We start from the raw sequence: 22,689 nt of genomic DNA on the forward strand, positions 1-22,689 counted from the left end.
TACAAATATCTAAAATTAATCAAATTGAATAGTCATTAATTTTCTACAATTCAGTTTTTTAAACATTTTGTATGTTTGTATCAGTACTATGTTTGAATTTGAGCAATCTCAGATCTCAAATCACATATTTCAAATCTGAACTCTGAATGTTATCTTTTCCAAATGCAAAAATAAACCTCGGACTTAATATCACCGAAAAGCGGCCAGATGGTTACCACAACCTGGAAACGATCTTCTATCCGGTTAATATTAAAGATTCCGTTGAAATCACCGATGCGGAATTTACTTCATGCAAAATACATGGAATTGTTATCCCGGGTGATGCAAATGACAATTTATGTGTAAAAGCATACCATCTGATAAAGACGGACTTTAATATCCCCCCACAGGAAATTAATCTTTTAAAGAATATTCCGGTGGGAGCAGGTTTAGGGGGCGGCTCGGCCGACTGTGCCTTTCTCATAAAACTGTTAAATGATAAATTTGATTTGGGGTTATCTGTTCAACAAATGGAGAATTATGCACGACAGCTAGGGGCGGACTGTGCGTTCTTTATCGAGAATAAACCTGTATATGCTTTCAATAAAGGCGATGAATTCGAAAAGTGCGAAGTTGATTTGTCAGCTTACTTTAAAGTGCTGGTTAAACCGCCTGTGCATGTCAGTACAGCTGATGCCTATGCCCTGGTAAAACCACAAAAGCCTTTGCAATCCTTAAAAGAAATCATACATTTGCCATCAACAACATGGAAAAATAAGGTTATCAACGATTTCGAGCCATCGGTATTCGCGAAGTATCCCCAAATTCGTCAAATAAAAACCAGTTTATATGATGCAGGCGCAACCTTTGCTCTAATGAGCGGAAGTGGTTCGTCAGTATTTGCAATTTTCAATAATCCCGTAAAATTGCCTGAACTGGAATACGAAAATTTAGTTTATTACGATATTTAACAAAGGTAAAAGGTTGTTAGGTGTAAGACGTGACGTCTTAATGCCCTGAACCTCATACTTCATACTAACGAAATGAATATTAATCTCATCCGCAAAAGCGGAAAATTTAACTTTGAGGCAGAAAACGAGAGCGGTTTCACTGTCGAATTGGATGCAAAAGCTGCTATTGGCGGTGAAGGCAAAGGTTTCAGACCAATGGAGATGCTCCTGATTGGTCTTGGCGGATGTAGTGGAATCGATATGGTGAACATATTAACGAAGCAGAAGGAAGTAATTGATGATATCAGAATAGCAATCAAGGCTACACGCAAAGAAGAGGAGATGCCTCCAATTTTTGATGTAATTGATATCCAGTTTGACCTGGCTGGTGACCTGAGTACGACCAAGGTGGAACGTGCATTATCCATGACTTTTGATAAATATTGTTCGGTATCCAACATTCTCGGTCGCTCTGCAAAAATTAATTTTACTTATACAATAAACGGTAGCAAGTAGCAATGACAGCTATCAAGACATGACCTATATAAAATACCAGATCTTGATATCCGATACTTCGATCTTGATACTAAAATCCTGATAATAACAAAAATGAAATCTGAAAATTTTGAAACGATAGCTATACGCACTCAAACCGAACGTAGTTTACATAAAGAACATTCTGCACCAATTTATCTTACATCAAGTTATAAATTTGATGATGCTGAAGAAATGCGTGCACTTTTCGCCAATGAAAAAGAAGGAAATGTGTATAGTCGTTATGCAAATCCAAATACATCAGAATTTATCGAAAAAATGTGTTTGCTGGAAGGTGCTGAAGACGGTTTTGCTACGGCTACAGGAATGGCGGCTATTTTTACCACCTTTGCCGCATTTCTAAAGGCTGGCGATCATATTGTTTCAAGCCGTTCTGTTTTCGGATCAACGCACCAGCTACTAACTAATGTGTTTTCTAAATGGGGGGTTACTTTCGATTATGCAGATTTAGACAAACCCGAGGACTGGGAAGGCTTGGTTAAACCCAATACAAAAATGATTTTTGTAGAAACGCCATCAAACCCGGGTATAGATATCATTGACCTGGAATATTTAGGAAATCTGGCTAAAAAACACAATCAGCTTTTGGTAGTAGATAATTGTTTTGCAACGCCATACCTCCAGCAGCCACTTAAATTAGGTGCACACATCTCAATCCATTCGGCAACAAAGTATATTGATGGGCAGGGACGTGTACTTGGCGGTGTTATTCTAGGTAGTAAAGAATTGATTGCGGAGGTAGTGGCTTTTGCCCGTCACAGCGGACCGTCACTTTCGCCATTCAACGCCTGGATCCTATCAAAAAGTCTGGAAACGTTGGCTGTACGTATGGATCGCCACTGCGAGAGTGCTTTAAAAGTTGCAGAATATTTGGAGCAGCACCCAAAAATTAAGTTGGTGAAATACCCCTTTTTACCATCGCACCCGCAACATGAAATTGCTAAAAAGCAGATGAAACAAGGTGGCGGTATTGTTACCATCGTTGTTGAGGGCGGGGTAGAAGGCGCCAGCAAATTTATGGATGGGCTGAAGATGTTTTCAATTTCAGCCAACTTAGCTGATACCCGTTCTATTGCAACGCACCCGGCAACGAGTACTCACAGTAAGTTAAGTGAAGAAGAACGAAATGTTGTAGGTATTGAACAAGGTTCTATCCGTTTATCTATCGGACTGGAGCACATCAATGATATTCTTGCTGATATTGAGCAGGCGCTGGCTTAAAAATAAACGATGCGGTAAACGAACCTTGATTCGTTTACCGCATGATGCTTTTCTCCTCCGGCAAAGCAGCTGACTCGGTCTCCCGGAAAATATTCAGTTTTTTTAGCCCGGATTTTTTTCTAAATTGTGGGCATGAAATACATATTATCATCTCTTTTACTTTTGGCTGGAATTAATTCTTTTGCTCAAAGTACTAAAACGATTAATCAATCGGGTAATCCTATTTTTCAGGGCTGGTACGCTGATCCTGAAGCAGCGGTTTTTAATAACCAATACTGGGTTTATCCAACCTATTCTGCAAAGTATAAAGAGCAGGTGTTTATAGATGCTTTCTCATCTGACGACCTGGTGAAATGGAAAAAACATCCTCACGTGTTAGATACGGCGGCAGTTAAATGGGCAAATAAAGCCATGTGGGCCCCTGCGATTGTTCAGAAAGACAAAAAATACTATTTGTTTTTTGGAGCCAACGATATTCAAAGTGATAACGAAGTAGGAGGAATAGGGGTTGCAGTGGCTGATCGACCAGAGGGGCCTTACAAAGACCATTTGGGTAAGCCATTGGTAGATAAGTTTCACAATGGCGCGCAACCCATAGATCAGTTTGTTTTTAAAGATAAAGACGGACAATACTATCTGATTTATGGTGGCTGGAAACATTGCAACATCGCTAAACTAAATAACGATTTTAGCGGCTTTGTTCCATATCCTGACGGAACGATCTTTAAGGAAATTACACCCGACAATTATGTTGAAGGTCCATACATGTTTATCAAAAACGGTAAATATTACTTTATGTGGAGCGAAGGTGGTTGGACGGGTCCTGATTATTCAGTTGCTTATGCAGTGAGCGACTCGCCGTTCGGACCATTCAAAAGAGTGGGTAAAATTTTACAGCAAGATGCAACGATTGCACGGGGAGCCGGCCATCATTCACTTATCATAAATGAGAAAAAGAACAAATATTATATCGTCTATCACCGACGTCCGTTAACGGAGACCGACGGAAATCACCGTGAAACCTGTATTGACGAAATGAAATTCGACACAAATGGCAATATCCTTCCGGTTAAAATCACCAAGGAAGGTGTACCGGCGCAGAAATTTAAGTAGGTATTTCTGTATTTGATTTACCAAGAAGCCGGAAGCCAAAAGCACATAACAATAAAATACTGGCTACAACTGCCCATAAGCAGTTGTAGCCAAAATGTTTGGCAATAAAAAAGCCAGATACCGGGCCGGATACCTGCGCTATTGACCAGCTCAAAGTATAACCCGCTGCATAAAGACCCCGGTTGTGGACATTACTTCTGCTAATTACAACCGTATTGATAAAAGGAAGCACAAACATTTCACCAACGGTAAAAACAACAACCGTAAGAACGGCCATTGCAATATGCAAGCCGAAGGGAATGCTCAAAATCAAATAAGAAAAGGCAAATAAAACCGCGCCGATAATGATAAAAAATATAGCAGGTCTTTTATTTTCAATCTGATTAATCATCACCATCTCAAACAAGGCAATAATTGCGCCGTTAAGTCCCATTATCACGCCGATAGCGGCTTCATTGATTCCCCAATGATCCTTAAAAAACACAGGTACCACCCTAAACATCAAAAAAGCGGATGTGATAAATACAGTAGTAATCAAGATAAATTTAATGTAAAAAGCATCGTTCCAGGGCTTTTGCACCACCAGGCTGGCACGCTCTTCTTTCGCTTTTTTCAAAAACCCCTTCACCTGCGGTAAGGATAGCATTATGGATATCCCTACTAAAATGCTCACACTGCCTTCAACTACAAACAGAAGTTTATAATTGATAGAAGCAACGATTCCTGCCAGACTGATTCCAACCGACCAGCCGATATTTGTAGCCAGGCGGTTTAGAGAATAGGATCGTGTAGTTGTACCTTCCTTGGCATAATGGGCAACAGCAGTAAAGTTGGCAGGCCGGAAAGCTTCAGAGAAAAAACTGATGACAACCGATAAGATACATAACGTTGAAAAATCATTTATCGTGGAGAAAACAATAAAAAGTAATCCTCCGATTATTGACGATAGTATTTGTACTGGTCTGAATCCAATCATATCGGTCAGCTTTCCTCCGGTTAAGGAGCCCAGGATAGAGCCAATTCCAAACAGGGTAATGATTAATCCTGCATCTGTTTCGGAATGGTGCAGGCTTTGGGTAACATATAAACCCATAAAAGGTACGGCCATGCTGCCACAGCGGTTAAACATCATCACGATGCTCAACAGCCAGGTCTCTTTACTTAGGCCACTGAAAGAAGATTTATAGGTGTTAAGGATGAGTTTAAGCATGGTTTTATTAGGGGATGTAAAAATAAGGAAAGAGATGGATGATGAGAAGTTTTTATTTCCCTAGTTTTTCTCCAACTTTGCACCACCGAAAAAGATATGCCGCCAGAGAAAAGAAAACCAGTTGTTCGCAAACCTGTTGCCAGGAAACCCGCCCAAAGCAAATCACCGCAAAGGAAGAAGAAAGGCAAATCCATTTCTTTGGGCTTGAAAGTGGCAATTGCCGGCATGCTTCTTATTCTGCTATCTCCGTTTTACTACGGCTACATCTTGAATGGCTTCGTATCTACCTGGCGCTGGGTGCGGGACTGGGGGCAGGACCCAAACTACCGTACCTATGAAAGTTTCAATATTAAAATTCCTAAAAAGTATAGCGTTCACGGTATTGATGTATCCTATTATCAGGGAAAGATAAACTGGCCCCTGGTAAAGGAGATGAAGGAAGACGAAGTGAAGATCAGATTCGCCTTTATCAAAGCAACAGAAGGTTTGTTACAAGTCGATCCTTATTTTCAAAGAAACTGGCGCGAAGCGCCAAAAGCCGGTATTGTATGTGGTGCTTATCATTTCTTTCGCCCAAAAAAAAGCGGGAAAGCCCAGGCAAAGTTCTTTTTACAAGTGGTTAATATCGAGAAAGGCGACTTGCCTCCGGTGGTAGATATCGAAACGCTCGACGGCGTTTCACCCCTTAGAATGCGATTGGAACTATCTGATTTTCTAACCTATGTAGAGATGAAAACTAAGGTGAGACCAATTATATACACTGGTTTAAAGTTTTACGAAGATTACCTGGAAGATAAACTTGATAACTACCCACTTTGGATTGCGCATTATTACCAGCCTAAATTAAGACTGGCTGAGGGTAAATGGAAATTCTGGCAACATTCTGATAAAGCGAAAATAAATGGTATCGGGCATGTGGTAGATTTTAACGCCTTCAGTGGAGACAGCACGGCACTGGCTGGTATGTTGGTTAAATAATCCCCTTTGTTTCCCTTTTGGGCGCTGGAGCTTATATCGTCCAGCTTTCGCAGTTTTCTAAAAAGAATTCATCGGCTTCGGCACCAATTCCGGGTTCGTCGGGAACATCGAGGAAATAACCGTCGTAAGTAAGCCCCCCAACTGCAGGATCCACCAGATGACCTAACAGCGCCGTATCCAAGTCAAAAAACTCTACATTCGGACTAGCCAGTGCAAAGTGAAGGTTTGCACTCAATGCTATCCTGCTCTCCAGCATGCTGCCAATCATACATTTTATACCGGTTTGCAACGCTTCCTCATGTATTTTCTGTGCTTCTAAAATCCCTCCTGATTTAGAAAATTTAATGTTCAGGTAGGTTGTAGACTGACTGTTGATTAGTTTTCTTGCATCATGGTGGTTGTAACAACTTTCATCGGCCATTAGCTTAATGGGGGAGTTGACGTTCAGTTCCGGCAACTGATCATCGTACCAGGTGCGCATGGGCTGCTCGCAAAATTCGATATTGTATTTTTCGAGGGACCCAAGTGCAAACAAGGCACCGTCAAAACTCCAGCCCTGATTGGCATCAAGACGAAGTATAATTTCGTCACCAACGGCTTCCCTGATCTGTTTTACCCTTTCAATATCATCATGCACTTTTTTGCCCAGTTTAATTTTCAGAATCCTGCATCCTTGAGCTTTGTATTTTAATGCTGTTTGAGCCATCCCTTCCGGCGTATCAATGCCTATGGTCATGTCAGTTTCGATCGTTCTTTTAGTACCACCAAGAAATTTGTACAGTGGTAAACCAGCATGTTTAGCTGAAATATCAAACAGGGCCATATCGAAAGCACTTTTAATGGTGTTATTATGATCGGCATAGCCTAACAAGTCATTCATCCGCTCCGGAATTTCAAGCGGATTTTTACCTTTAATAATTGCTGCGAAATCTTTAGCCATGGCAATACAGGTTTCCTGCGTTTCGCCCACAATCATTGGAAAGGCAGAACATTCGCCAATGCCATGAATGCCGCTGTCGGTATAAATTCTTATTAATACGTTCTGAGCGAAATGCATGGTGCCAGTTGCAATTACAAAGGGTTCCATTGGTATACTGAAGCGGTATATTTCGGTGTGGGTAATTTTCATTTTCTAAGTTTGTAGATGGAAGATATGCTCGACATTCACGATTTGTATCTAAAGTATAAAAACAAAAACTAAATAGAAACAGCTTTGTAGATTATTAATAGATTTACAGTCTATAAAATTGCATCATACACTTTTTAAACATCCTACCACCTCACTATGTCCGAATCCAATAATCTCATCCATGCCTCATCACCATACCTCTTACAACATGCATACAATCCTGTAGAATGGTATGAGTGGGGACCTGCGGCACTGGAGAAGGCCAAAGCAGAAAACAAGCTCATTTTAGTGAGCATTGGATACTCGGCATGCCATTGGTGCCATGTAATGGAACGTGAAAGTTTCGAAAATCATGAGGTTGCAGAGGTGATGAACCGTAATTATGTATGCATAAAAGTAGACCGGGAAGAGCGTCCAGATATCGATCAGATTTATATGTATGCCATTCAGCTGATGACGGGAAGCGGGGGCTGGCCTTTAAACTGCATTTGCCTGCCCGACCAGCGGCCGGTTTATGGGGGGACCTACTTCAGAAAAAATGACTGGATTAATATACTGGAGAATGTGGCTAAACTTTGGTCGCATGAACCTGAAAAAGCGTTGCAATATGCTGACCGGCTTACTGCGGGGATTAAGGAGAGTGAAACACTTATCCCGTCGCAGGGAACGGCAACCTATACAGATTTAAATCTAACCGAAATTGTCGAACCCTGGAAACGGCACTTTGATATCGGACTGGGAGGTTACAACCGAGCTCCGAAGTTTCCCCTACCTAACAATTGGGTATTTCTGCTCCGATATGGGTTTTTAAAGGATCAGCAATCTGTGTTTACGGCTGTTTGCCATACCCTTGAAGAGATGAGCAGGGGAGGTATTTATGACCAGATAGGCGGTGGGTTTGCCCGATACTCGGTTGATGATCGCTGGCATGTTCCACATTTTGAGAAAATGCTATACGACAATGCTCAGCTAATCAGCCTTTACGCTGAAGCTTACCAGTGCACGCGTTTTGATTCTTTCAAACAAATAGTAACTGAAAGTATTTCATGGGTTTTTAATGAAATGACCTCGCCAGAGGGTTTATTTTATGCTGCGCTGGATGCTGATAGTGAAGGGGTGGAGGGTAAATTCTACATATGGAAAAAGGAAGAGTTTGATCGTATCCTGGGTGAAGATGCTCAACTGATTGGAGAGTATTATAACATTACTGAAGAGGGAAACTGGGAAGAAGAACAGGCTAATATTCTAAGAAAAACCATTGACGATGATTTGATTATAGCAAAATATGGTATTAGCCCTGAAGTTCTCTATGATAAAATTCAGGTAGCTAAGCTAAAATTACTTGAGGTTAGGAATAGGCGGGTACGGCCCGGGCTGGATGACAAATGTTTAACTGCCTGGAATGGCATGATGATCAAAGCATTGGCTGATGTTGCACAGATTTTAAATCATGGTGAGTACTATGAAAAAGCAAAAGTAGCAACTGATTTTATTTTAAGTAATTTAAAACAGCAAAATGGCGGTTTATACCGCAATTTCAAAAATGGCAAAGCTTCGATAACAGCATTTTTGGATGATTATGCCTTTTTAATAGAAGCTTTGATTGCACTCTACGAATACGATTTTGAAGAGGGATGGCTCGATGAAGCAAAGGCGTTAACAGATTATGTTCTCGGTAATTTTACTGATGCTAAGTCGCCAATGTTCTTTTACACCTCTGCAGAAAGTGAAAGTTTGATTGCCCGAAAGCATGAAATAATGGACAACGTTATTCCGGCTTCCAATTCTGTGATGGCAAGCAACTTAAATAAATTGGGATTGCTATTTGACGAGGAAAAATATACTGAAAAAGCTGCGCTGATGCTGGCTGCTGTTGAACCAAAGATAAAGAGTTATGGATCTGCCTATTCGAATTGGGCTATTCAGTTGCTGAATGAGATTTACGGCACAAACGAAATTGCAATAACAGGGATAGAAGCAGATGTGGTGAAAATGGAGTTAAGTAATCATTATATTCCAAATAAAATTACATTGGGTGGAACAAAAAGTAACCTGCCACTGTTAAAAGGTAAGGAAAGCAATGAAACAAAAGTTTATATTTGCCGAAATAAAGTGTGCCAGTTGCCGGTTAGAACTGTTGAGGAAGCATTAGCGTATTTACATTAAAACAATCTGAATGAATATTTCACCAAACTCAGTAGTTGCATTAACTTATGATTTGCATACTACTAACGAAGAAGGACAACAAGTTTTTGTTGAAAAAGCTGATGAGCAAAATCCTTTAGTATTTTTATATGGCGTAGGCATGATGTTGCCTAAATTCGAAGAGCATTTAGCTGGTTTAAAAACTGGTGATGAATATGGTTTTGAGTTATCTGCAGCTGATGGTTACGGAGAAATTGATCCAGGTGCTTTTGCTGATTTGCCAAAAACAATGTTTACCGAAGCAGGTGGCGAAGTTCCTGCTGTAGGTGATGTTATTCCATTGCAAGATAATAATGGTAACCAGTTCAGAGCTGGTGTTACCGCGGTTCACGAAGAAACTGTGGCTGTTGATTTAAATCACCCAATGGCAGGTAAAAACCTGTTGTTTAGCGGAACAATCCTGAACGTTCGCGAGGCTACTCAGGATGAATTGGCTCACGGACATGCTCATGGAGCGGATGGCCATTCAGGTCACTAGTTAATAAGCATTTTAAAATATTAGGTTTACAACCGTTGTAAACTATACAATAAAGGCCTCAAATGTAAATTTGGGGCCTTTATTTTTTCACTCATCTTTAAATAGATTTTGGCTCAATAATACTGCATTTAGTACTAAAAATCTAATTTTAACCTTAAGCCACCATTGGTCAGGTTTAAATTATCACTAGAAAAGGTTTTCATTGGTATACGTAAAAACGGCTCCACAGCAAAGTTTTTCTTTCCTGCAATTTTTTGCTTATATCCGAGTGAAAAATTATAAAAGCCAATGTATTTGTCTGTAACCGATGTCGATTCAGTCTGTTGCTCCGAAACACGTTCCGTTACGATAAGCATTTTTTGCTCTGAGTAGCCCAAGGTATTGGCAACTGTAGTATTTTGTGTACTACTCACCAGATAATTGTTATTTTGTTTGTTATTCAGTATGGCAAGTGCGGAAATACCAACACCCGTATAAATCTTTTTACTAATACTGTATTTCAGTTCCAATGGAATATTGATGCCATTTAAAACAGCATTTACAGATTCCAAATTTTTAGACGAAGTACTGTAGGCTGAAGATTTCGAACTTAAACTTGCACTTGCTTGAGCGTCGCTCATCATATTGCCGTTGGAGGTAGCACTACCACTGGTACTACTCAATGCCGCATAAGCAATTCCTGAGTTAAGTGATAGTTTATCGTTTACCCGATACGATAAAGAGAAACCATAATTCATATTTACTTTATTATCGTTTCCCATGGATGGAGCAACATATACGCCCGGTTGCCACTTGTCGGTAGATTTATTGCTTTCATTTTTGGCCAGCTTGTTATGATAGCTGTCCCGTTCCAACAGCTGCTCAAAAGTAACTTTTTTTGAAGCGGCTTGTGTCTTGCCATTTGAAATTTGCATATTCAAATCAGCAGGAGTTACCGCTACTCTGTTTGAATAGACGGTACCGGTGAGTTGGGAAGGATGAATTAAATCATCATTGCGGATGGTACCCGATAAGCTTGCTTGCTCAGTGACCCCTGTAAATAAATCATCGTCATTATTAGATAAAACCGGTTGTGAGGCGATCATTTTATCCTGCTCACTTGTTTGAGTATTAGTATGCTTCGGTGTACTGTGACCTAAAACGCCCTCGGGCTGGTTTAGTGTCTTGCTTTCGGTATAGTTAGGCTTATTGTTATCCGGCTTCTGGTTTTTTACAACACTATCTTGATGATTTTCTTTATTGTTTTGTAAGAAAAAGATACCAACCACTACTAAAATTATGGCCGCTGCAGACCATAGCGGCCAGTAAAAGAAACCTCTTCGCTTCTTTTCTTCCTGCGCGGCAAATCGCTCCCATGCCCCGGGAGTGTATGCCTCTTCATGCGAAGCAAGTTTATTTTTGATATGGTCAATTAACTCTTTATCCATTTTACTCATAGGAACTAACCAGTGTTTTTAAATATAGTGCCCGAAGTTTGTTTTTTGCCCTTGTTAAGTAGACCCTGCTTGAGCTCTCGGGTATATTCATCATTTTAGAAATCTCATCATGGGCAAATCCTTCGATTTCGTAAAGATTAAAAACGAGTCTGTGCGTGTCGGGCAAATCATTCAGTAATTTCAAAATATCCTGTACGTGCAAATCAGAAGCTATTGAAACCTGACTAACAGGATGTTCATCTTCAGAAAGGTCATCAACATACGACTGGTTTTTCAATGTTCGCAACTTGTCTATCGCAGTTCTAGATGCAATTTTCGCAATCCATCCTTTAAAAGTTTTCGATAGTTCTGTCGTTTCTTTTGGCGGCTGAAAGCTTTCGATATTTTTAAAAATCTTTATAAAACAGTCATTTACAAGCTCTTCTCCATCATAACTGTTGTTTACATAACGTAAAATAATGCCCATTAAATAGCCATAAAATGATTTATACATCATTTCTTTACAGCTGTTATCGTTGTTTTTGCAGCCCTTTATAATTTCCTCAACACTGAGTATTTTTTTTATCAACCTTCCGGACTTAGTAGAGATTAGTTTATTTGCGATGCAAATTTAATGAAAATGACACCATCTTGTTATCGAAGATGATGTCAGATTCGTTTCATATGTAGGTGTTATTTGTTCGTCAGTATCGATAACCCGAATTTTGTGCTATCTGTTTTGCTTTTCAGTCCTTTAGCCCACAATGTGTAAATTTTACCAGCCTCAATTTTAGTTGATGGCAGGGTAGCGGTAACATTATTACTTTCTTTTATTTGAAAAGTATAACCGGCAGAAGGATCAATTGAAATAAATGGTGATGCTTCTTTATATGCCTTTGCAGTAATCAGGGCTGTTGCTGTTCCTTCTACTGCCAAATCCAGGGCCGGTGCATCAGGACTTAAGTTAATAAAGCGAATTTTTGCTTTTCCGGTAGCCGGGGCAGTCAGATCATCTTGCACGATTAAGATTTTTGGAGCAGGCAGCACATCAACTACAAATGCAGAATAAAAAATTCCTGATTGCAGGGCGACATTAGCGGTAGTCAGGTATCTGGTAGAATCTTTCTTCGTAACACCAAACAGTCTGTTACCCGGGTAGGCACCAAAATAACCCAGGTCTTTGGTATAGGTAAAATCTTTACTGTTCGCTTTCTGATTGTCTACGATAAAATCAAGCGCACCGGTACCCGGCGAGGCATGTACAAATCCAATACCTGCAACTGTGACTGAATCTGAATAATCTCCCCAATCTTTTTTACATGCCGAAAGGAATAGTGTTATTGCAAAGAGGGCGCATATAATTTTCGTTGTCTTACTAAAGTTTTTCAGAGTAGTTTTCATTTTAATGTTTTAAATCAATTTTGTGATAAAATTGGTTAATGGCCATTAACGCTTTTTCTGATAAAACGATTAAGGTATTGGAAACGCTACAACATCCTCAGAATTTAATGGAAATAAAAAAGCCGCATGGTAAAATGCGGCTCTTCGATTTATTTCAATATCTAAATTTAAGCATACATTTCTTCCCGTAGCTTAGCTACATCTGCATTGTTAATGTATTCATCGTACGTCATCAGTTTATCAATCGTACCTTTAGGTGTAACTTCGATAATGCGGTTGGCAACAGTTTCGGTTAACTGATGATCTCGTGAGGTGAATAGAATTGCGCCTTTAAAATCTTTCATACCATTATTCAATGCCTCGATTGATTCAAGGTCAAGGTGATTGGTAGGTTCATCAAACATTAATAAGTTAGCTTGCTGAAGCATCATTCTGGAGAACATGCAGCGCATTTTTTCACCTCCTGAAAGTACTTTAACATTTTTCAATACTTCCTCTCCAGAGAATAACATACGGCCTAAAAAGCTGCGTACAAATTGTTCATCGGCATCAGTTCCGGAATACTCACGCAACCAATCAACCAGGTTTTCATCTTTGCCAGCGAAATATTCTGAGTTATCATTTGGAATATCAGCCGTGCTAATGGTAACACCCCACTTAAACTCACCTTTATCAGCCGGAGTTCTGCCGGTTAATACATCGTAAAATGCTGCGGTAGCTAAACTGTTTTGCGACAATATGGCAATTTTATCGCCCTTGTTTACCATAAAGGTAACCTTATCGAACAAAATGCCATCGTTACCGGATTTACCAAGATTTTCAACCTGAAGAATCTGATCACCAGCTTCACGACCGGTATTATTAAAAATAATAGCAGGATATTTACGGCTTGATGCTTTGATCTCTGTAATATCAATTTTATCCAAAGCTTTTTTACGCGAGGTAGCCTGCTTTGATTTAGAAGCGTTGGCACTAAACCTGCGGATAAACTCCTGCAGCTCCTTCACCTTATCTTCCATCTTTTTGTTCTGGTCGCTACGTTGTTTCAATGCCAGCTGGCTTGATTCATACCAGAAAGTGTAGTTACCCGTGTAGATGCTCATTTTCGCGAAATCGATATCTACGATATGCGTACAAACTGCATCTAAAAAGTGCCTGTCGTGAGATACAACCAATACAATGTTCTGATAATCTGCCAGGAAGTTTTCCAGCCAGGCAATGGTTTCGATATCCAGATCGTTGGTAGGCTCATCCAGTAGCAAAATATCAGGATTACCGAAAAGCGCTTGTGCAAGCAATACCCGTACTTTTTGTGTGTTATCAAGCTCCTTCAATAACTTATAGTGATTATCTTCAGTGATTCCCAAATTGCTAAGCATGGTAGCAGCATTGCTTTCCATGTTCCAGCCATCCATTTCCGCAAAAAGGTTTTCCAGTTCACCGGCACGTTCGCCGTCTTTCTCTGAGAAATCCTCTTTCATGTAAATGGCATCTTTCTCTTTCATGATGGCATAAAGTTCTTTATGACCGATCATCACAGTTTCCAACACCGAAAACTCATCAAATTCGTAATGGTTTTGTTTTAAAACAGCCATTCTCTCACCTGGAGTAAACGCTACGCTACCTGAAGTTTGATTTACTTCTCCCGAAAGAATTTTTAGGAAAGTAGATTTACCCGCGCCGTTCGCGCCAATTACGCCATAGCAATTGCCTTGCGTAAACTTTAGGTTAACATCTTCAAATAATGTGCGTTTGCCGTATCTTAACGATAAATTAGAAACTGAAATCATGCTTTTATTAAATAAGCCGCAAAGATAAGGTTTCTAATTCATCATTCGAAACGCTATTTCAACGTCAAATCTTTTTCATTTTCCTCTTAGTCTTTCCGCTTTTAGCTATTTTTACCAAATGAGTAAATACGAAATTGTATCACAGGTTATCAAAGAACGCCGTAGTATTTTTCCGGCAAGTTATATTAAGAAAGAAATTCCTGTAGAGGTAATCAATCAGATTTTAGAAACAGCTAATTACGCCCCTACACATAAATTAACGCAACCCTGGCGTTTTACAGTCATCAGAAAAGGAGGCTTGGCAAAATTGGGTGAAGAACTGGGGAAACTTTATAAAGAGCTGGTTTCTCCACAGAATTTTCTTCAAAAGAAGTACGATAGTTTTGCCGAAAAAACGAGTCAAGCGGATTGTATCATTGCAATAAACATGGCAGTAAGTGGTAAGATACCTGAATGGGAAGAACTTGCTGCAGTTTCATGTGCCGTGCAGAATATGGCCTTAACAGCAGAGAGCCTAAAAGTTGGTGCTTACTGGAGCACGCCGCCATTGATTGATGGATTGGGTGAATTTCTGGGATTGAAAGCAAATGAAAAATGCATAGGTTTATTTTATATGGGCTACCATAATGAAAAACCCTGGGCACCAAACCGTACTACAATTGAAGAAAAGGTAACTTGGATCGAAACATAAGGTCGTTCATATAGTCAGTATCGTAGTTTTCTATCTTCCATCACTCATTTCCTTACATTTATTAATATGTCTACCTTAAAATCTCATCTTTACGAGTTGTGTTTAACCTTTATTCAAAATCGCATTGAAAATATTGAGTATTCATTGCAGCAAGCCCGGCAGGCTTCAAACGACGATACCAAAAGCAGTGCGGGCGATAAGTATGAAACTACCCGGGAGATGATGCAACAGGAAATGGACCGGAACAACAAGCTGCTTTATGAGGCAGGCCAACAAAAAATTGCTTTGCAGCAAGTTGAAAAGGCGGAAGGAAATTTAATTGTCAAAAACGGTAGTTTAGTGATTACCTCTGAAGGCAGTTTTTACATTAGCATAAGCGCTGGTGAATTAAATGTTGAGGGTGACAAATTTTTTGCTATCTCGCAAGCATCCCCGATAGGGAGGGTGTTGATCGGTAAAGAAAAGGGCGATAGCTTTAAATTTAACGGGAAAAATTATCTGATTAAAACGGTGATGTAAACAAACGGGAAACGCAAGGTTAAGTTTTTCTGCTTAAAAATTAGATAGTTAGCCGGATTAATTGAAAATATTTGAAAAAATATTGCATATAGCTTTTGATTATTCAATCTGGTTTCTATCTTTGCAGTCCTTACAACATCCTAACTGCGGAAGTGGCGTAATTGGTAGCCGCACCAGACTTAGGATCTGGCGCTTCACGGCGTGGGGGTTCGAGTCCCTTCTTCCGCACAACAAGATAAAGGCCGTTTCGATTTAAAAATCGGAACGGTTTTGTTTTTAAAAACAACATTCACAAAGAAATGAATATTACACAGGAAAAAACCGGCAACTTAAATGCTGTTGTAAAAATCAAAATCGCACCTGCTGATTATAGTGCAAAAGTTGAAAAGGCTATTAAAGACCAGGCTAAAAAAGCACAATTACCTGGTTTCCGTAAAGGAATGGTTCCTGCTGGCCACATTAAAAAAATGTATGGTAAAAGTATCCTGGTAGAAGAGGTAAACAATTTATTAAACGATACTTTATCTAACTACATTGCCGAGCAAAAATTAGAAATCTTAGGCCAGCCATTGCCAGCAATGGATAACGAGCGTGAGTTTAACTGGGATTATACAGATGAGTTTGAGTTTGACTATGAGTTAGGTTTAGCACCTGCTTTTGATGTTAACGTTTCATCTAAAGATAAATTTACTGAATACGTTGTTAAAGCTGATGAAAAAACTTTAGAAGAGCGTGTTAAGAATATCCGCCGTAGCTATGGCAAAATGACAAATCCTGAAGTTGCGGCTGAAGGTGATGTTTTATACGCTGAACTGGTACAGTTAGCTGCTGACGGAACAGTTTTCGAAGGCGGAATTTCGAACACAGCTACCATTCGTTTAGACTTGATCAAAGACAAAAAAGTTCTTAAATCTTTAGTTGGTTTAAAAAAGGATGATGTAGTTACAATCGATGTTCAGAAAGCTTTTGAAGATGCTCCGGCTATCGCTAAAGCACTTAATATTTCTGAAGACGACGCTGCCGATTTGAAGTCTGAATTCCAGTTGACCGTTAAAAACGTTAACCGTTTAGAGGAATCTGATTTAAATCAGGAGTTTTTTGACAAATTATTTGGAGAAGGTACTGTAACTGACGAAGCTGGTTTCAGAGCCAAAATCCAGGAAGAAGTTGAAGGCATGTTTAAACAGGATGCTGAACGTAAATTATCTAATGATATTTATGAAGAACTTTTAAAGAAACATACTTTAGAATTACCTGATGAGTTTTTACGTCGCTGGTTAAAAGCAACTAATGAAAAACTCACTGATGAGGAATTAGCTGAAGGTTACGATGATTTTGCTAAAAATCTAAGATGGACTTTGATTGAAAATAAAATTATCAAAGACAATAGCATCGAAATCAAGTATGAAGATGTGGTTCAGGCTGCTAAAGCAAAGTTAGATGCACAGTTCAGAATGTATAGCCCAAGTCCGCTTCCTGAAGATCAGTTGGCTCAATACGCTGTACAGTTTTTACAGGAAAAAGAGAATGCTAACCGTACATTCGAAGAGGTGAAAGCTTTGAAAACTTTTGAGTATATCAAATCAATCGTGACTTTAGAGCCAAAAGACATCGACTACGATAAATTTGTGGAACTGGCGAAGTAAATTACATAGCTAGTTAATCAAAATATACAATAAGAGCAGTTCCACGGAGCTGCTCTTATTGTATATAACCATGCTATAATGTCAGTGAAATCTTCATGGTATGTTCTTTGATTAAACCATTATAATTAAAATATTATTTATATTTTGGTTTGATTATTATCCACGAAACTATGGGGACATTGCTTCAAATGCTATGCCCTCTACTAAAAAACTCATATAATGAACATAGATTCACAAGAATTCAGAAAATTTGCCGTCAAACATCAGGGGATTGGCGGTTTGCATGTAGATAAGTTTATTGCACAGGCTAATGTAAATCCTCAGAATATGACTCCATATATCATTGAGGAACGTCAGTTGAACGTGGCTCAAATGGATGTATTTTCAAGGTTAATGATGGACCGTATCATCTTTTTAGGTGATGCCATTTATGATCAGAATGCAAATATCATCCAGGCGCAATTGTTGTTTTTGCAATCAACAGATGCTGACAGGGATATTCAGATTTATATTAACTCACCAGGTGGCTCAGTATATGCAGGCTTAGGTATTTATGATACCATGCAGTATATTCAGCCAGATGTGGCTACAATTTGTACTGGTATGGCTGCATCAATGGGCGCAGTATTATTGGTAGCCGGCGCGAAAGGAAAGCGTGCAGCTTTACCTCACTCAAGGGTAATGATTCACCAACCATCAGGAGGCGCACAAGGTGTTGCATCTGATATGGAAATCAACTTGAGAGAGATGTTGAAATTGAAAAAGGAATTGTACGATATTATTTCTGAGCACTCGGGTCAAACTTACGACTGGGTGGAGAAAGCTTCAGACCGCGATTACTGGATGACTGCCGATGAGGCAAAAGGATTTGGTATGGTTGATGAAGTATTATCGAGAAACTCGAAAAAAGATGGCGAAACAAAATAAAGAATCCCGTTGCTCATTCTGCCATTCTGGCAAGCACGAAACGTTAATGTTAATTGAAGGCATGGATGCATTTATTTGCGATAAATGTGTTACTCAGGCCAATCAATTGCTTGCTCAGGAATTAGGAACCAAAGGGACAAAAAATATTCAGGAGGCGATAAATTTATTAAAGCCTCTTGAAATTAAACAACACCTTGATCAATATGTTATTGGTCAGGACGATGCCAAAAAGGTATTGTCGGTTGCTGTTTACAACCACTACAAGCGTTTGAATCAAAAAGTTGATAAAGACGAAATTGAGATCGAGAAATCGAACATTATGCTGGTAGGGGAAACAGGTACAGGTAAAACACTCCTGGCTAAAACAATAGCCAAAATTCTGCACGTGCCGTTTTGTATTTGCGATGCTACCGTGTTAACTGAGGCTGGTTACGTTGGAGAGGATGTTGAAAGTATTTTAACCCGTTTGTTGCAGGCGGCCGATTACGACGTTGCAGCTGCAGAACGTGGTATTGTGTATATCGATGAGGTTGATAAGGTTGCACGTAAGAGCGATAATCCTTCTATCACCCGCGATGTTTCAGGAGAGGGTGTTCAGCAGGCTTTGCTTAAAATTTTAGAAGGAACTGTTGTAAATGTACCTCCTCAGGGCGGGCGTAAACATCCTGATCAAAAAATGATCCCGGTAAACACAAACAATATCCTGTTTATTTGCGGAGGAGCTTTTGACGGGATTGAACGGAAAATTGCCAACCGTTTGCGTACGCAGGCTGTAGGGTATAAAGTAAAGAAAGATGAAACTGTTTTAGATCTTAAAAACCTTTACAAGTACATTACCCCTCAGGACCTGAAATCTTTTGGTTTAATTCCGGAACTAATTGGTCGTATTCCTGTTCTTTCTCACTTAAATCCCTTAGATAAAGAATCGCTAAGGAATATTTTAACTGCACCAAAAAACTCACTGATTAAGCAGTACGTTAAGCTTTTTGCTTATGAAGACGTTAAGCTGGTTTTTGAGGACGATGTGCTAGACTTTATTGTTGATAAGGCAATGGAGTATAAGCTTGGTGCCCGCGGTTTAAGATCCATTTGTGAGGCGATTATGCTGGATGCAATGTTCGATACGCCCACTCAGACGGATGTCAAGGAGCTGGTGATAAACCTCGATTACGCGATAGAAAAATTTGAGAAGGCAGACTTTAAAAAATTACAGGCTGCATAAAAAAAATCAAATCCTTCCCCACATCGGGAAGGATTTTTTGTAATATAGTATTTGTTAATGCTAAGCGCTCCGCAAAGCTCTAAACCTGAAATTATGAATGAAGAAAAAGATGTAAAAAAAGATGCCATAGTCGCCCAGACAAAAAAAGTAAAAGAAGTAGAAAGTCCGGTTAAGGCAGGACTGAAGTCGAAAGATGAGATTGTGAAAAACTGGCTTCCGCGTTATACCGGACGTCCGCTGGATCAGTTTGGTGATTATATCCTATTAACAAACTTCAGTAAATATGTAACCATGTTTTCTGAATGGAATGATAATGCGCCTATAATGGGATTGGATAAGCCCATGCAAAGTGTAACTGCAAATGGCATTACCATTATCAACTTCGGAATGGGGAGTCCGCTGGCGGCTACTATGATGGATTTACTAACAGCCATTAAACCCAAAGCAGTATTGTTTTTAGGAAAATGTGGAGGTTTAAAGAAGAAAAACCAGCTTGGAGATCTGATTCTGCCAATTGCTGCTATAAGAGGAGAAGGAACATCGAATGACTATTTGCCTGCTGAGGTTCCGGCATTGCCCGCCTTCGCGTTACAGAAAGCCATTTCGACCACTATTCGTGATCATGGACGCGATTACTGGACAGGAACATGTTATACTACCAACCGCAGGGTTTGGGAGCACGACAAAGAATTTAAAAAGTATTTGAAAACGTTGAGGGCCATGGCGGTTGATATGGAAACTGCTACGATTTTTACCACCTCATTCGCAAATAAAATTCCGGCAGGAGCTTTATTGCTGGTATCTGATCAGCCGATGATTCCCGAAGGTGTTAAAACTGCTGAGAGCGATAGTAGTGTAACTGAAAAATACGTGGAAACGCATTTAAGGATTGGTATCGATTCATTAAAACAGTTAATCAATAATGGATTAACGGTGAAGCACCTGTTGTTTTAGCACGTTAAATACGAAAGTATTTCTATCACAGATCAGCATTAGCTGGTCTTTTTTTTTGCCCCGAGCTTGTGTACGCAATGGTATTGTCTGTCTGATTGCTCGAAGAAAGTTTCTATCATCACTGAAAGCGGCATTTTTTCTTATTCATTCTGGGTGTAATATCAGGTTTTCTAACTAGAAATCACCGCGCACCAGCCATTTTGGTTGACAGGGGATTAATAGGGGCTTAGCAGGGGGGTAATAGGGGGTTAGTAGGGGCAAATCCCTGTTAACGGCCTGTCGATTCCCTTTCAAGCTTGTGTCAAACAGCCGCCACGGATGGGCCTAAACACATCAAATCTTCCAGGATGGCACAAAAAAAAAGGAATCAATATTCATTGATTCCTTTTTAAGTTTTTGCAGAAAGTTTATATTAACCTAAGTAAGATTTTAATATTTTACTTCTTGAAGTATGACGTAAGCGTTGAAGCGCTTTATCTTTTATCTGACGAACACGTTCACGTGTAAGATTGAATTTCTCTCCGATTTCCTCTAATGATAAAGGATGATTTGATCCCAGTCCAAAGAACAATACAATGATTTCTCTTTCTCTTTCTGTTAGGGTAGATAAAGAACGTTTAATCTCTTCTGATAACGATTCATTGATTAATGAACTATCTGTATTTGGCTCATGGTTTTCCAATACATCCAATAGTGTATTTTCTTCACCCTGAACAAACGGGGCATCCATTGATACGTGGCGGCCAGAGTTACTTAGCGTATCAGAGATCTTATCAACAGTTGTTTCTAAAATATCTGCCAGTTCTTCCGGAGACGGCTCACGCTCATATTCCTGCTCTAATTTAGAGAAAGCTTTACTGATTTTGCTTAATGAACCAACCTGGTTTAATGGTAAACGCACGATACGGCTTTGTTCTGCAATGGCCTGTAAAATAGACTGACGAATCCACCAAACAGCATATGATATGAATTTGAAACCTTTAGTCTCATCAAAACGACGCGCAGCCTTAATTAAACCTAAGTTACCTTCGTTAATTAAATCGCCTAACGTTAATCCCTGATTTTGATATTGTTTTGCAACAGATACAACGAAACGTAAGTTAGTTTTAGTTAATCGCTCTAATGCAGCCTGATCGCCTTCACGAATCTTTCTTGCTAAAATTACTTCCTCTTCTGCTGTTATTAAGTCTACTTTACCAATTTCGTGTAAGTATTTATCTAAAGATTGACTTTCGCGATTGGTAATGGATTGCGTTATCTTGAGTTGTCTCATTTATACGTTTTGTGTGCTCTTTAATTATTGAGTTTGCAAAGTTACGAAATTGTACACTAATCCGAAAGGATAAAATGCTGAAAATGTTACTGTTTGCACAACTTCTTTACAGTTTTACTTGTAACAAAAATCATTCCAATTTAGTTTTAATGAAATTTTGACGTGGGTCTACAGTAATTATTGCTTCGTACATAATATTTATTGTAATTCAATAAATATATTTTGATTATTAATATATTTTATTTTATGTTTGTTGTATAAATAATTATAGAATGATGACGTTTCTCAAAAATCAATACAGTGGTTCATTTTCTGATTTCGGTCGCTATCCAATAAAAACCAGAAACGCTTTTTGCTGGTGTTATGATTGTTGCTTGGTGTTTACAAAAGCAGTCAATTTGCAAAATGTATCTGTTCAAAATCCTTAATCCTACACGGCTATATGAATACAAATACTCGAATCATCCGCAATTCTGCAATCTGTTTGATTGCTTTCGGTATCATCTCTATAATTATTAATCTTGTAGGATCCTTTATAGATTACTCTGATCAGTCGCTTATATTTTCCGTGAGACTTGCTTCTTCGCCTCAGTCAGAAAATATTGGAGGTTTGGATTTTACTAATTCAGGTGTTGGTAAGATCGAGATCAAACCAACATTAGTTCAATCAATCGTTTTAGGTAATAGCATGTACGAAGATGGAGGAGGAACTATTATATTCTACATGATTTCATGCTTTTCAATACTTTGGGTTACCAAAAATAAAAATGTGGAGCTGGAAGATTTCACTGAAAAGAATCTCGGGCGATTGATTTTTATAGGAATGTTTTGTTTTTTAGTTCCTAAAGTCCTCATCAAACTATTACTTGACCGTTATGTTGGTGATTTAACCCAGGGTAGGTTTGTATTTTTTGATCAATCAGGACCTTTTTCAAATGGTGGTTATGGTGTTATAATTATCTTCAATATTATTTATGGCTTAATAGAGTACGCGCAGAAACTAAAAAAAGAAGTTGATTTAACCATTTAAACT

At 39.1% G+C, this 22,689-nt stretch carries 21 protein-coding genes and 1 tRNA gene; 15 read left to right on the forward strand and 7 right to left on the reverse strand.

Features of this window, described 5'->3' with window-relative positions; genetic code table 11:
• Positions 1-146 precede the first annotated feature (146 nt).
• From ispE to AC570I_RS13770, 4 genes are all read left to right on the forward strand, one after another.
• Entirely contained in the window at positions 147-950 is an 804-nt protein-coding gene (ispE, locus tag AC570I_RS13755; protein ID WP_047799345.1) for a 4-(cytidine 5'-diphospho)-2-C-methyl-D-erythritol kinase, read from the forward strand.
• A 72-nt stretch (positions 951-1,022) separates the two neighbouring features.
• Positions 1,023-1,445, forward strand: a complete 423-nt coding sequence (locus tag AC570I_RS13760; protein ID WP_047799344.1) for an OsmC family protein — start codon at positions 1,023-1,025, stop codon at positions 1,443-1,445.
• Between the two features lie 93 nt (positions 1,446-1,538).
• The gene (locus tag AC570I_RS13765; RefSeq protein WP_047799343.1) at positions 1,539-2,705 is read left to right on the forward strand and encodes an O-succinylhomoserine sulfhydrylase; all 1,167 of its coding nucleotides are present in this window, start codon (positions 1,539-1,541) and stop codon (positions 2,703-2,705) included.
• Between the two features lie 132 nt (positions 2,706-2,837).
• A complete protein-coding gene (locus AC570I_RS13770) occupies positions 2,838-3,818 on the forward strand; it encodes a glycoside hydrolase family 43 protein (RefSeq protein WP_497405880.1) in 981 nt (326 codons plus the stop codon).
• On the opposite strand, the gene AC570I_RS13775 is transcribed toward AC570I_RS13770, so the two are convergent.
• Complete coding sequence (locus tag AC570I_RS13775) at positions 3,811-5,028, reverse strand: MFS transporter (protein WP_497405881.1); 1,218 nt, start codon at positions 5,026-5,028, stop codon at positions 3,811-3,813. The genes AC570I_RS13770 and AC570I_RS13775 overlap by 8 nt on opposite strands.
• A 96-nt stretch (positions 5,029-5,124) precedes the next feature.
• On the opposite strand from AC570I_RS13775, the gene AC570I_RS13780 reads away from it, so the two are divergent.
• On the forward strand, positions 5,125-6,006 hold the full coding sequence (locus tag AC570I_RS13780) for a glycoside hydrolase family 25 protein (RefSeq protein WP_047799340.1): 882 nt from the start codon (positions 5,125-5,127) through the stop codon (positions 6,004-6,006).
• A gap of 31 nt (positions 6,007-6,037) precedes the next feature.
• Here the strand turns inward: AC570I_RS13780 and AC570I_RS13785 are convergent, their stop codons facing one another.
• Positions 6,038-7,135 carry a mandelate racemase/muconate lactonizing enzyme family protein gene (locus AC570I_RS13785; protein WP_497405882.1) on the reverse strand — a complete coding sequence of 366 codons (1,098 nt, stop codon included), beginning with the start codon at positions 7,133-7,135 and terminating at the stop codon, positions 6,038-6,040.
• Positions 7,136-7,291: 156 nt separating this feature from the next.
• Between AC570I_RS13785 and AC570I_RS13790 the strand changes: the two genes are divergently transcribed.
• Positions 7,292-9,301: a thioredoxin domain-containing protein gene (locus AC570I_RS13790; protein WP_497405883.1), complete on the forward strand. Its 2,010-nt coding sequence runs from the start codon at positions 7,292-7,294 to the stop codon at positions 9,299-9,301.
• 10 nt (positions 9,302-9,311) lie between these two features.
• Positions 9,312-9,818 carry an FKBP-type peptidyl-prolyl cis-trans isomerase gene (locus tag AC570I_RS13795; RefSeq protein ID WP_047799337.1) on the forward strand — a complete coding sequence of 169 codons (507 nt, stop codon included), beginning with the start codon at positions 9,312-9,314 and terminating at the stop codon, positions 9,816-9,818.
• 134 nt (positions 9,819-9,952) lie between these two features.
• On the opposite strand, the gene AC570I_RS13800 is transcribed toward AC570I_RS13795, so the two are convergent.
• The 4 genes from AC570I_RS13800 to AC570I_RS13815 all read right to left on the reverse strand — a co-directional run bounded on the left by AC570I_RS13800 (position 9,953) and on the right by AC570I_RS13815 (position 14,424).
• Positions 9,953-11,254 (reverse strand): hypothetical protein, encoded by a 1,302-nt coding sequence (locus AC570I_RS13800; protein ID WP_497405884.1) that lies wholly within the window; start codon positions 11,252-11,254, stop codon positions 9,953-9,955.
• Positions 11,247-11,750, reverse strand: a complete 504-nt coding sequence (locus tag AC570I_RS13805; RefSeq protein ID WP_497405885.1) for an RNA polymerase sigma factor — start codon at positions 11,748-11,750, stop codon at positions 11,247-11,249. The genes AC570I_RS13800 and AC570I_RS13805 overlap by 8 nt, the downstream gene beginning before the upstream one ends.
• Positions 11,751-11,926: 176 nt before the next feature.
• A complete protein-coding gene (locus AC570I_RS13810) occupies positions 11,927-12,634 on the reverse strand; it encodes a DUF4397 domain-containing protein (protein ID WP_047799334.1) in 708 nt (235 codons plus the stop codon).
• Positions 12,635-12,801: 167 nt separating this feature from the next.
• Entirely contained in the window at positions 12,802-14,424 is a 1,623-nt protein-coding gene (locus tag AC570I_RS13815; RefSeq protein WP_047799333.1) for an ABC-F family ATP-binding cassette domain-containing protein, read from the reverse strand.
• 118 nt (positions 14,425-14,542) lie between these two features.
• Between AC570I_RS13815 and AC570I_RS13820 the strand changes: the two genes are divergently transcribed.
• The 7 genes from AC570I_RS13820 to AC570I_RS13850 all read left to right on the forward strand — a co-directional run bounded on the left by AC570I_RS13820 (position 14,543) and on the right by AC570I_RS13850 (position 20,383).
• Positions 14,543-15,115: a nitroreductase family protein gene (locus AC570I_RS13820; protein WP_497405886.1), complete on the forward strand. Its 573-nt coding sequence runs from the start codon at positions 14,543-14,545 to the stop codon at positions 15,113-15,115.
• Between the two features lie 66 nt (positions 15,116-15,181).
• A complete protein-coding gene (locus tag AC570I_RS13825) occupies positions 15,182-15,634 on the forward strand; it encodes a 3-oxoacyl-ACP synthase (RefSeq protein ID WP_497405887.1) in 453 nt (150 codons plus the stop codon).
• Between the two features lie 146 nt (positions 15,635-15,780).
• A tRNA-Leu gene (locus AC570I_RS13830) sits at positions 15,781-15,862 on the forward strand.
• Between the two features lie 71 nt (positions 15,863-15,933).
• Complete coding sequence (gene tig, locus AC570I_RS13835) at positions 15,934-17,280, forward strand: trigger factor (protein ID WP_497405888.1); 1,347 nt, start codon at positions 15,934-15,936, stop codon at positions 17,278-17,280.
• A gap of 219 nt (positions 17,281-17,499) precedes the next feature.
• A complete protein-coding gene (gene clpP, locus AC570I_RS13840) occupies positions 17,500-18,207 on the forward strand; it encodes an ATP-dependent Clp endopeptidase proteolytic subunit ClpP (protein ID WP_497405889.1) in 708 nt (235 codons plus the stop codon).
• Positions 18,191-19,429 carry an ATP-dependent Clp protease ATP-binding subunit ClpX gene (gene clpX / locus AC570I_RS13845; RefSeq protein ID WP_497405890.1) on the forward strand — a complete coding sequence of 413 codons (1,239 nt, stop codon included), beginning with the start codon at positions 18,191-18,193 and terminating at the stop codon, positions 19,427-19,429. The genes clpP and clpX overlap by 17 nt, the downstream gene beginning before the upstream one ends.
• A gap of 93 nt (positions 19,430-19,522) precedes the next feature.
• On the forward strand, positions 19,523-20,383 hold the full coding sequence (locus AC570I_RS13850; RefSeq protein ID WP_047799561.1) for an AMP nucleosidase: 861 nt from the start codon (positions 19,523-19,525) through the stop codon (positions 20,381-20,383).
• A 412-nt stretch (positions 20,384-20,795) separates the two neighbouring features.
• Here AC570I_RS13850 and AC570I_RS13855 read toward each other — a convergent pair whose 3' ends face one another.
• Positions 20,796-21,656 carry a sigma-70 family RNA polymerase sigma factor gene (locus AC570I_RS13855; RefSeq protein ID WP_047799327.1) on the reverse strand — a complete coding sequence of 287 codons (861 nt, stop codon included), beginning with the start codon at positions 21,654-21,656 and terminating at the stop codon, positions 20,796-20,798.
• Between the two features lie 442 nt (positions 21,657-22,098).
• On the opposite strand from AC570I_RS13855, the gene AC570I_RS13860 reads away from it, so the two are divergent.
• On the forward strand, positions 22,099-22,686 hold the full coding sequence (locus AC570I_RS13860) for a hypothetical protein (RefSeq protein ID WP_497405891.1): 588 nt from the start codon (positions 22,099-22,101) through the stop codon (positions 22,684-22,686).
• Positions 22,687-22,689: the final 3 nt, after the last annotated feature.

This window comes from Pedobacter sp. A2324 (genome assembly GCF_059693705.1).

What these genes read in the sequence shown, in the direction of transcription:
- ispE (WP_047799345.1), top strand. Translation starts at nt 147, where the DNA reads ATGTTATCTTTTCCAAATGCAAAAATAAACCTCGGACTTAATATCACC.
- AC570I_RS13760 (WP_047799344.1), top strand. Translation starts at nt 1,023, where the DNA reads ATGAATATTAATCTCATCCGCAAAAGCGGAAAATTTAACTTTGAGGCA.
- AC570I_RS13765 (WP_047799343.1), top strand. Translation starts at nt 1,539, where the DNA reads ATGAAATCTGAAAATTTTGAAACGATAGCTATACGCACTCAAACCGAA.
- AC570I_RS13770 (WP_497405880.1), top strand. Translation starts at nt 2,838, where the DNA reads ATGAAATACATATTATCATCTCTTTTACTTTTGGCTGGAATTAATTCT.
- AC570I_RS13775 (WP_497405881.1), bottom strand. Translation starts at nt 5,028, where the DNA reads ATGCTTAAACTCATCCTTAACACCTATAAATCTTCTTTCAGTGGCCTA.
- AC570I_RS13780 (WP_047799340.1), top strand. Translation starts at nt 5,125, where the DNA reads ATGCCGCCAGAGAAAAGAAAACCAGTTGTTCGCAAACCTGTTGCCAGG.
- AC570I_RS13785 (WP_497405882.1), bottom strand. Translation starts at nt 7,135, where the DNA reads ATGAAAATTACCCACACCGAAATATACCGCTTCAGTATACCAATGGAA.
- AC570I_RS13790 (WP_497405883.1), top strand. Translation starts at nt 7,292, where the DNA reads ATGTCCGAATCCAATAATCTCATCCATGCCTCATCACCATACCTCTTA.
- AC570I_RS13795 (WP_047799337.1), top strand. Translation starts at nt 9,312, where the DNA reads ATGAATATTTCACCAAACTCAGTAGTTGCATTAACTTATGATTTGCAT.
- AC570I_RS13800 (WP_497405884.1), bottom strand. Translation starts at nt 11,254, where the DNA reads ATGAGTAAAATGGATAAAGAGTTAATTGACCATATCAAAAATAAACTT.
- AC570I_RS13805 (WP_497405885.1), bottom strand. Translation starts at nt 11,750, where the DNA reads ATGATGTATAAATCATTTTATGGCTATTTAATGGGCATTATTTTACGT.
- AC570I_RS13810 (WP_047799334.1), bottom strand. Translation starts at nt 12,634, where the DNA reads ATGAAAACTACTCTGAAAAACTTTAGTAAGACAACGAAAATTATATGC.
- AC570I_RS13815 (WP_047799333.1), bottom strand. Translation starts at nt 14,424, where the DNA reads ATGATTTCAGTTTCTAATTTATCGTTAAGATACGGCAAACGCACATTA.
- AC570I_RS13820 (WP_497405886.1), top strand. Translation starts at nt 14,543, where the DNA reads ATGAGTAAATACGAAATTGTATCACAGGTTATCAAAGAACGCCGTAGT.
- AC570I_RS13825 (WP_497405887.1), top strand. Translation starts at nt 15,182, where the DNA reads ATGTCTACCTTAAAATCTCATCTTTACGAGTTGTGTTTAACCTTTATT.
- tig (WP_497405888.1), top strand. Translation starts at nt 15,934, where the DNA reads ATGAATATTACACAGGAAAAAACCGGCAACTTAAATGCTGTTGTAAAA.
- clpP (WP_497405889.1), top strand. Translation starts at nt 17,500, where the DNA reads ATGAACATAGATTCACAAGAATTCAGAAAATTTGCCGTCAAACATCAG.
- clpX (WP_497405890.1), top strand. Translation starts at nt 18,191, where the DNA reads ATGGCGAAACAAAATAAAGAATCCCGTTGCTCATTCTGCCATTCTGGC.
- AC570I_RS13850 (WP_047799561.1), top strand. Translation starts at nt 19,523, where the DNA reads ATGAATGAAGAAAAAGATGTAAAAAAAGATGCCATAGTCGCCCAGACA.
- AC570I_RS13855 (WP_047799327.1), bottom strand. Translation starts at nt 21,656, where the DNA reads ATGAGACAACTCAAGATAACGCAATCCATTACCAATCGCGAAAGTCAA.
- AC570I_RS13860 (WP_497405891.1), top strand. Translation starts at nt 22,099, where the DNA reads ATGAATACAAATACTCGAATCATCCGCAATTCTGCAATCTGTTTGATT.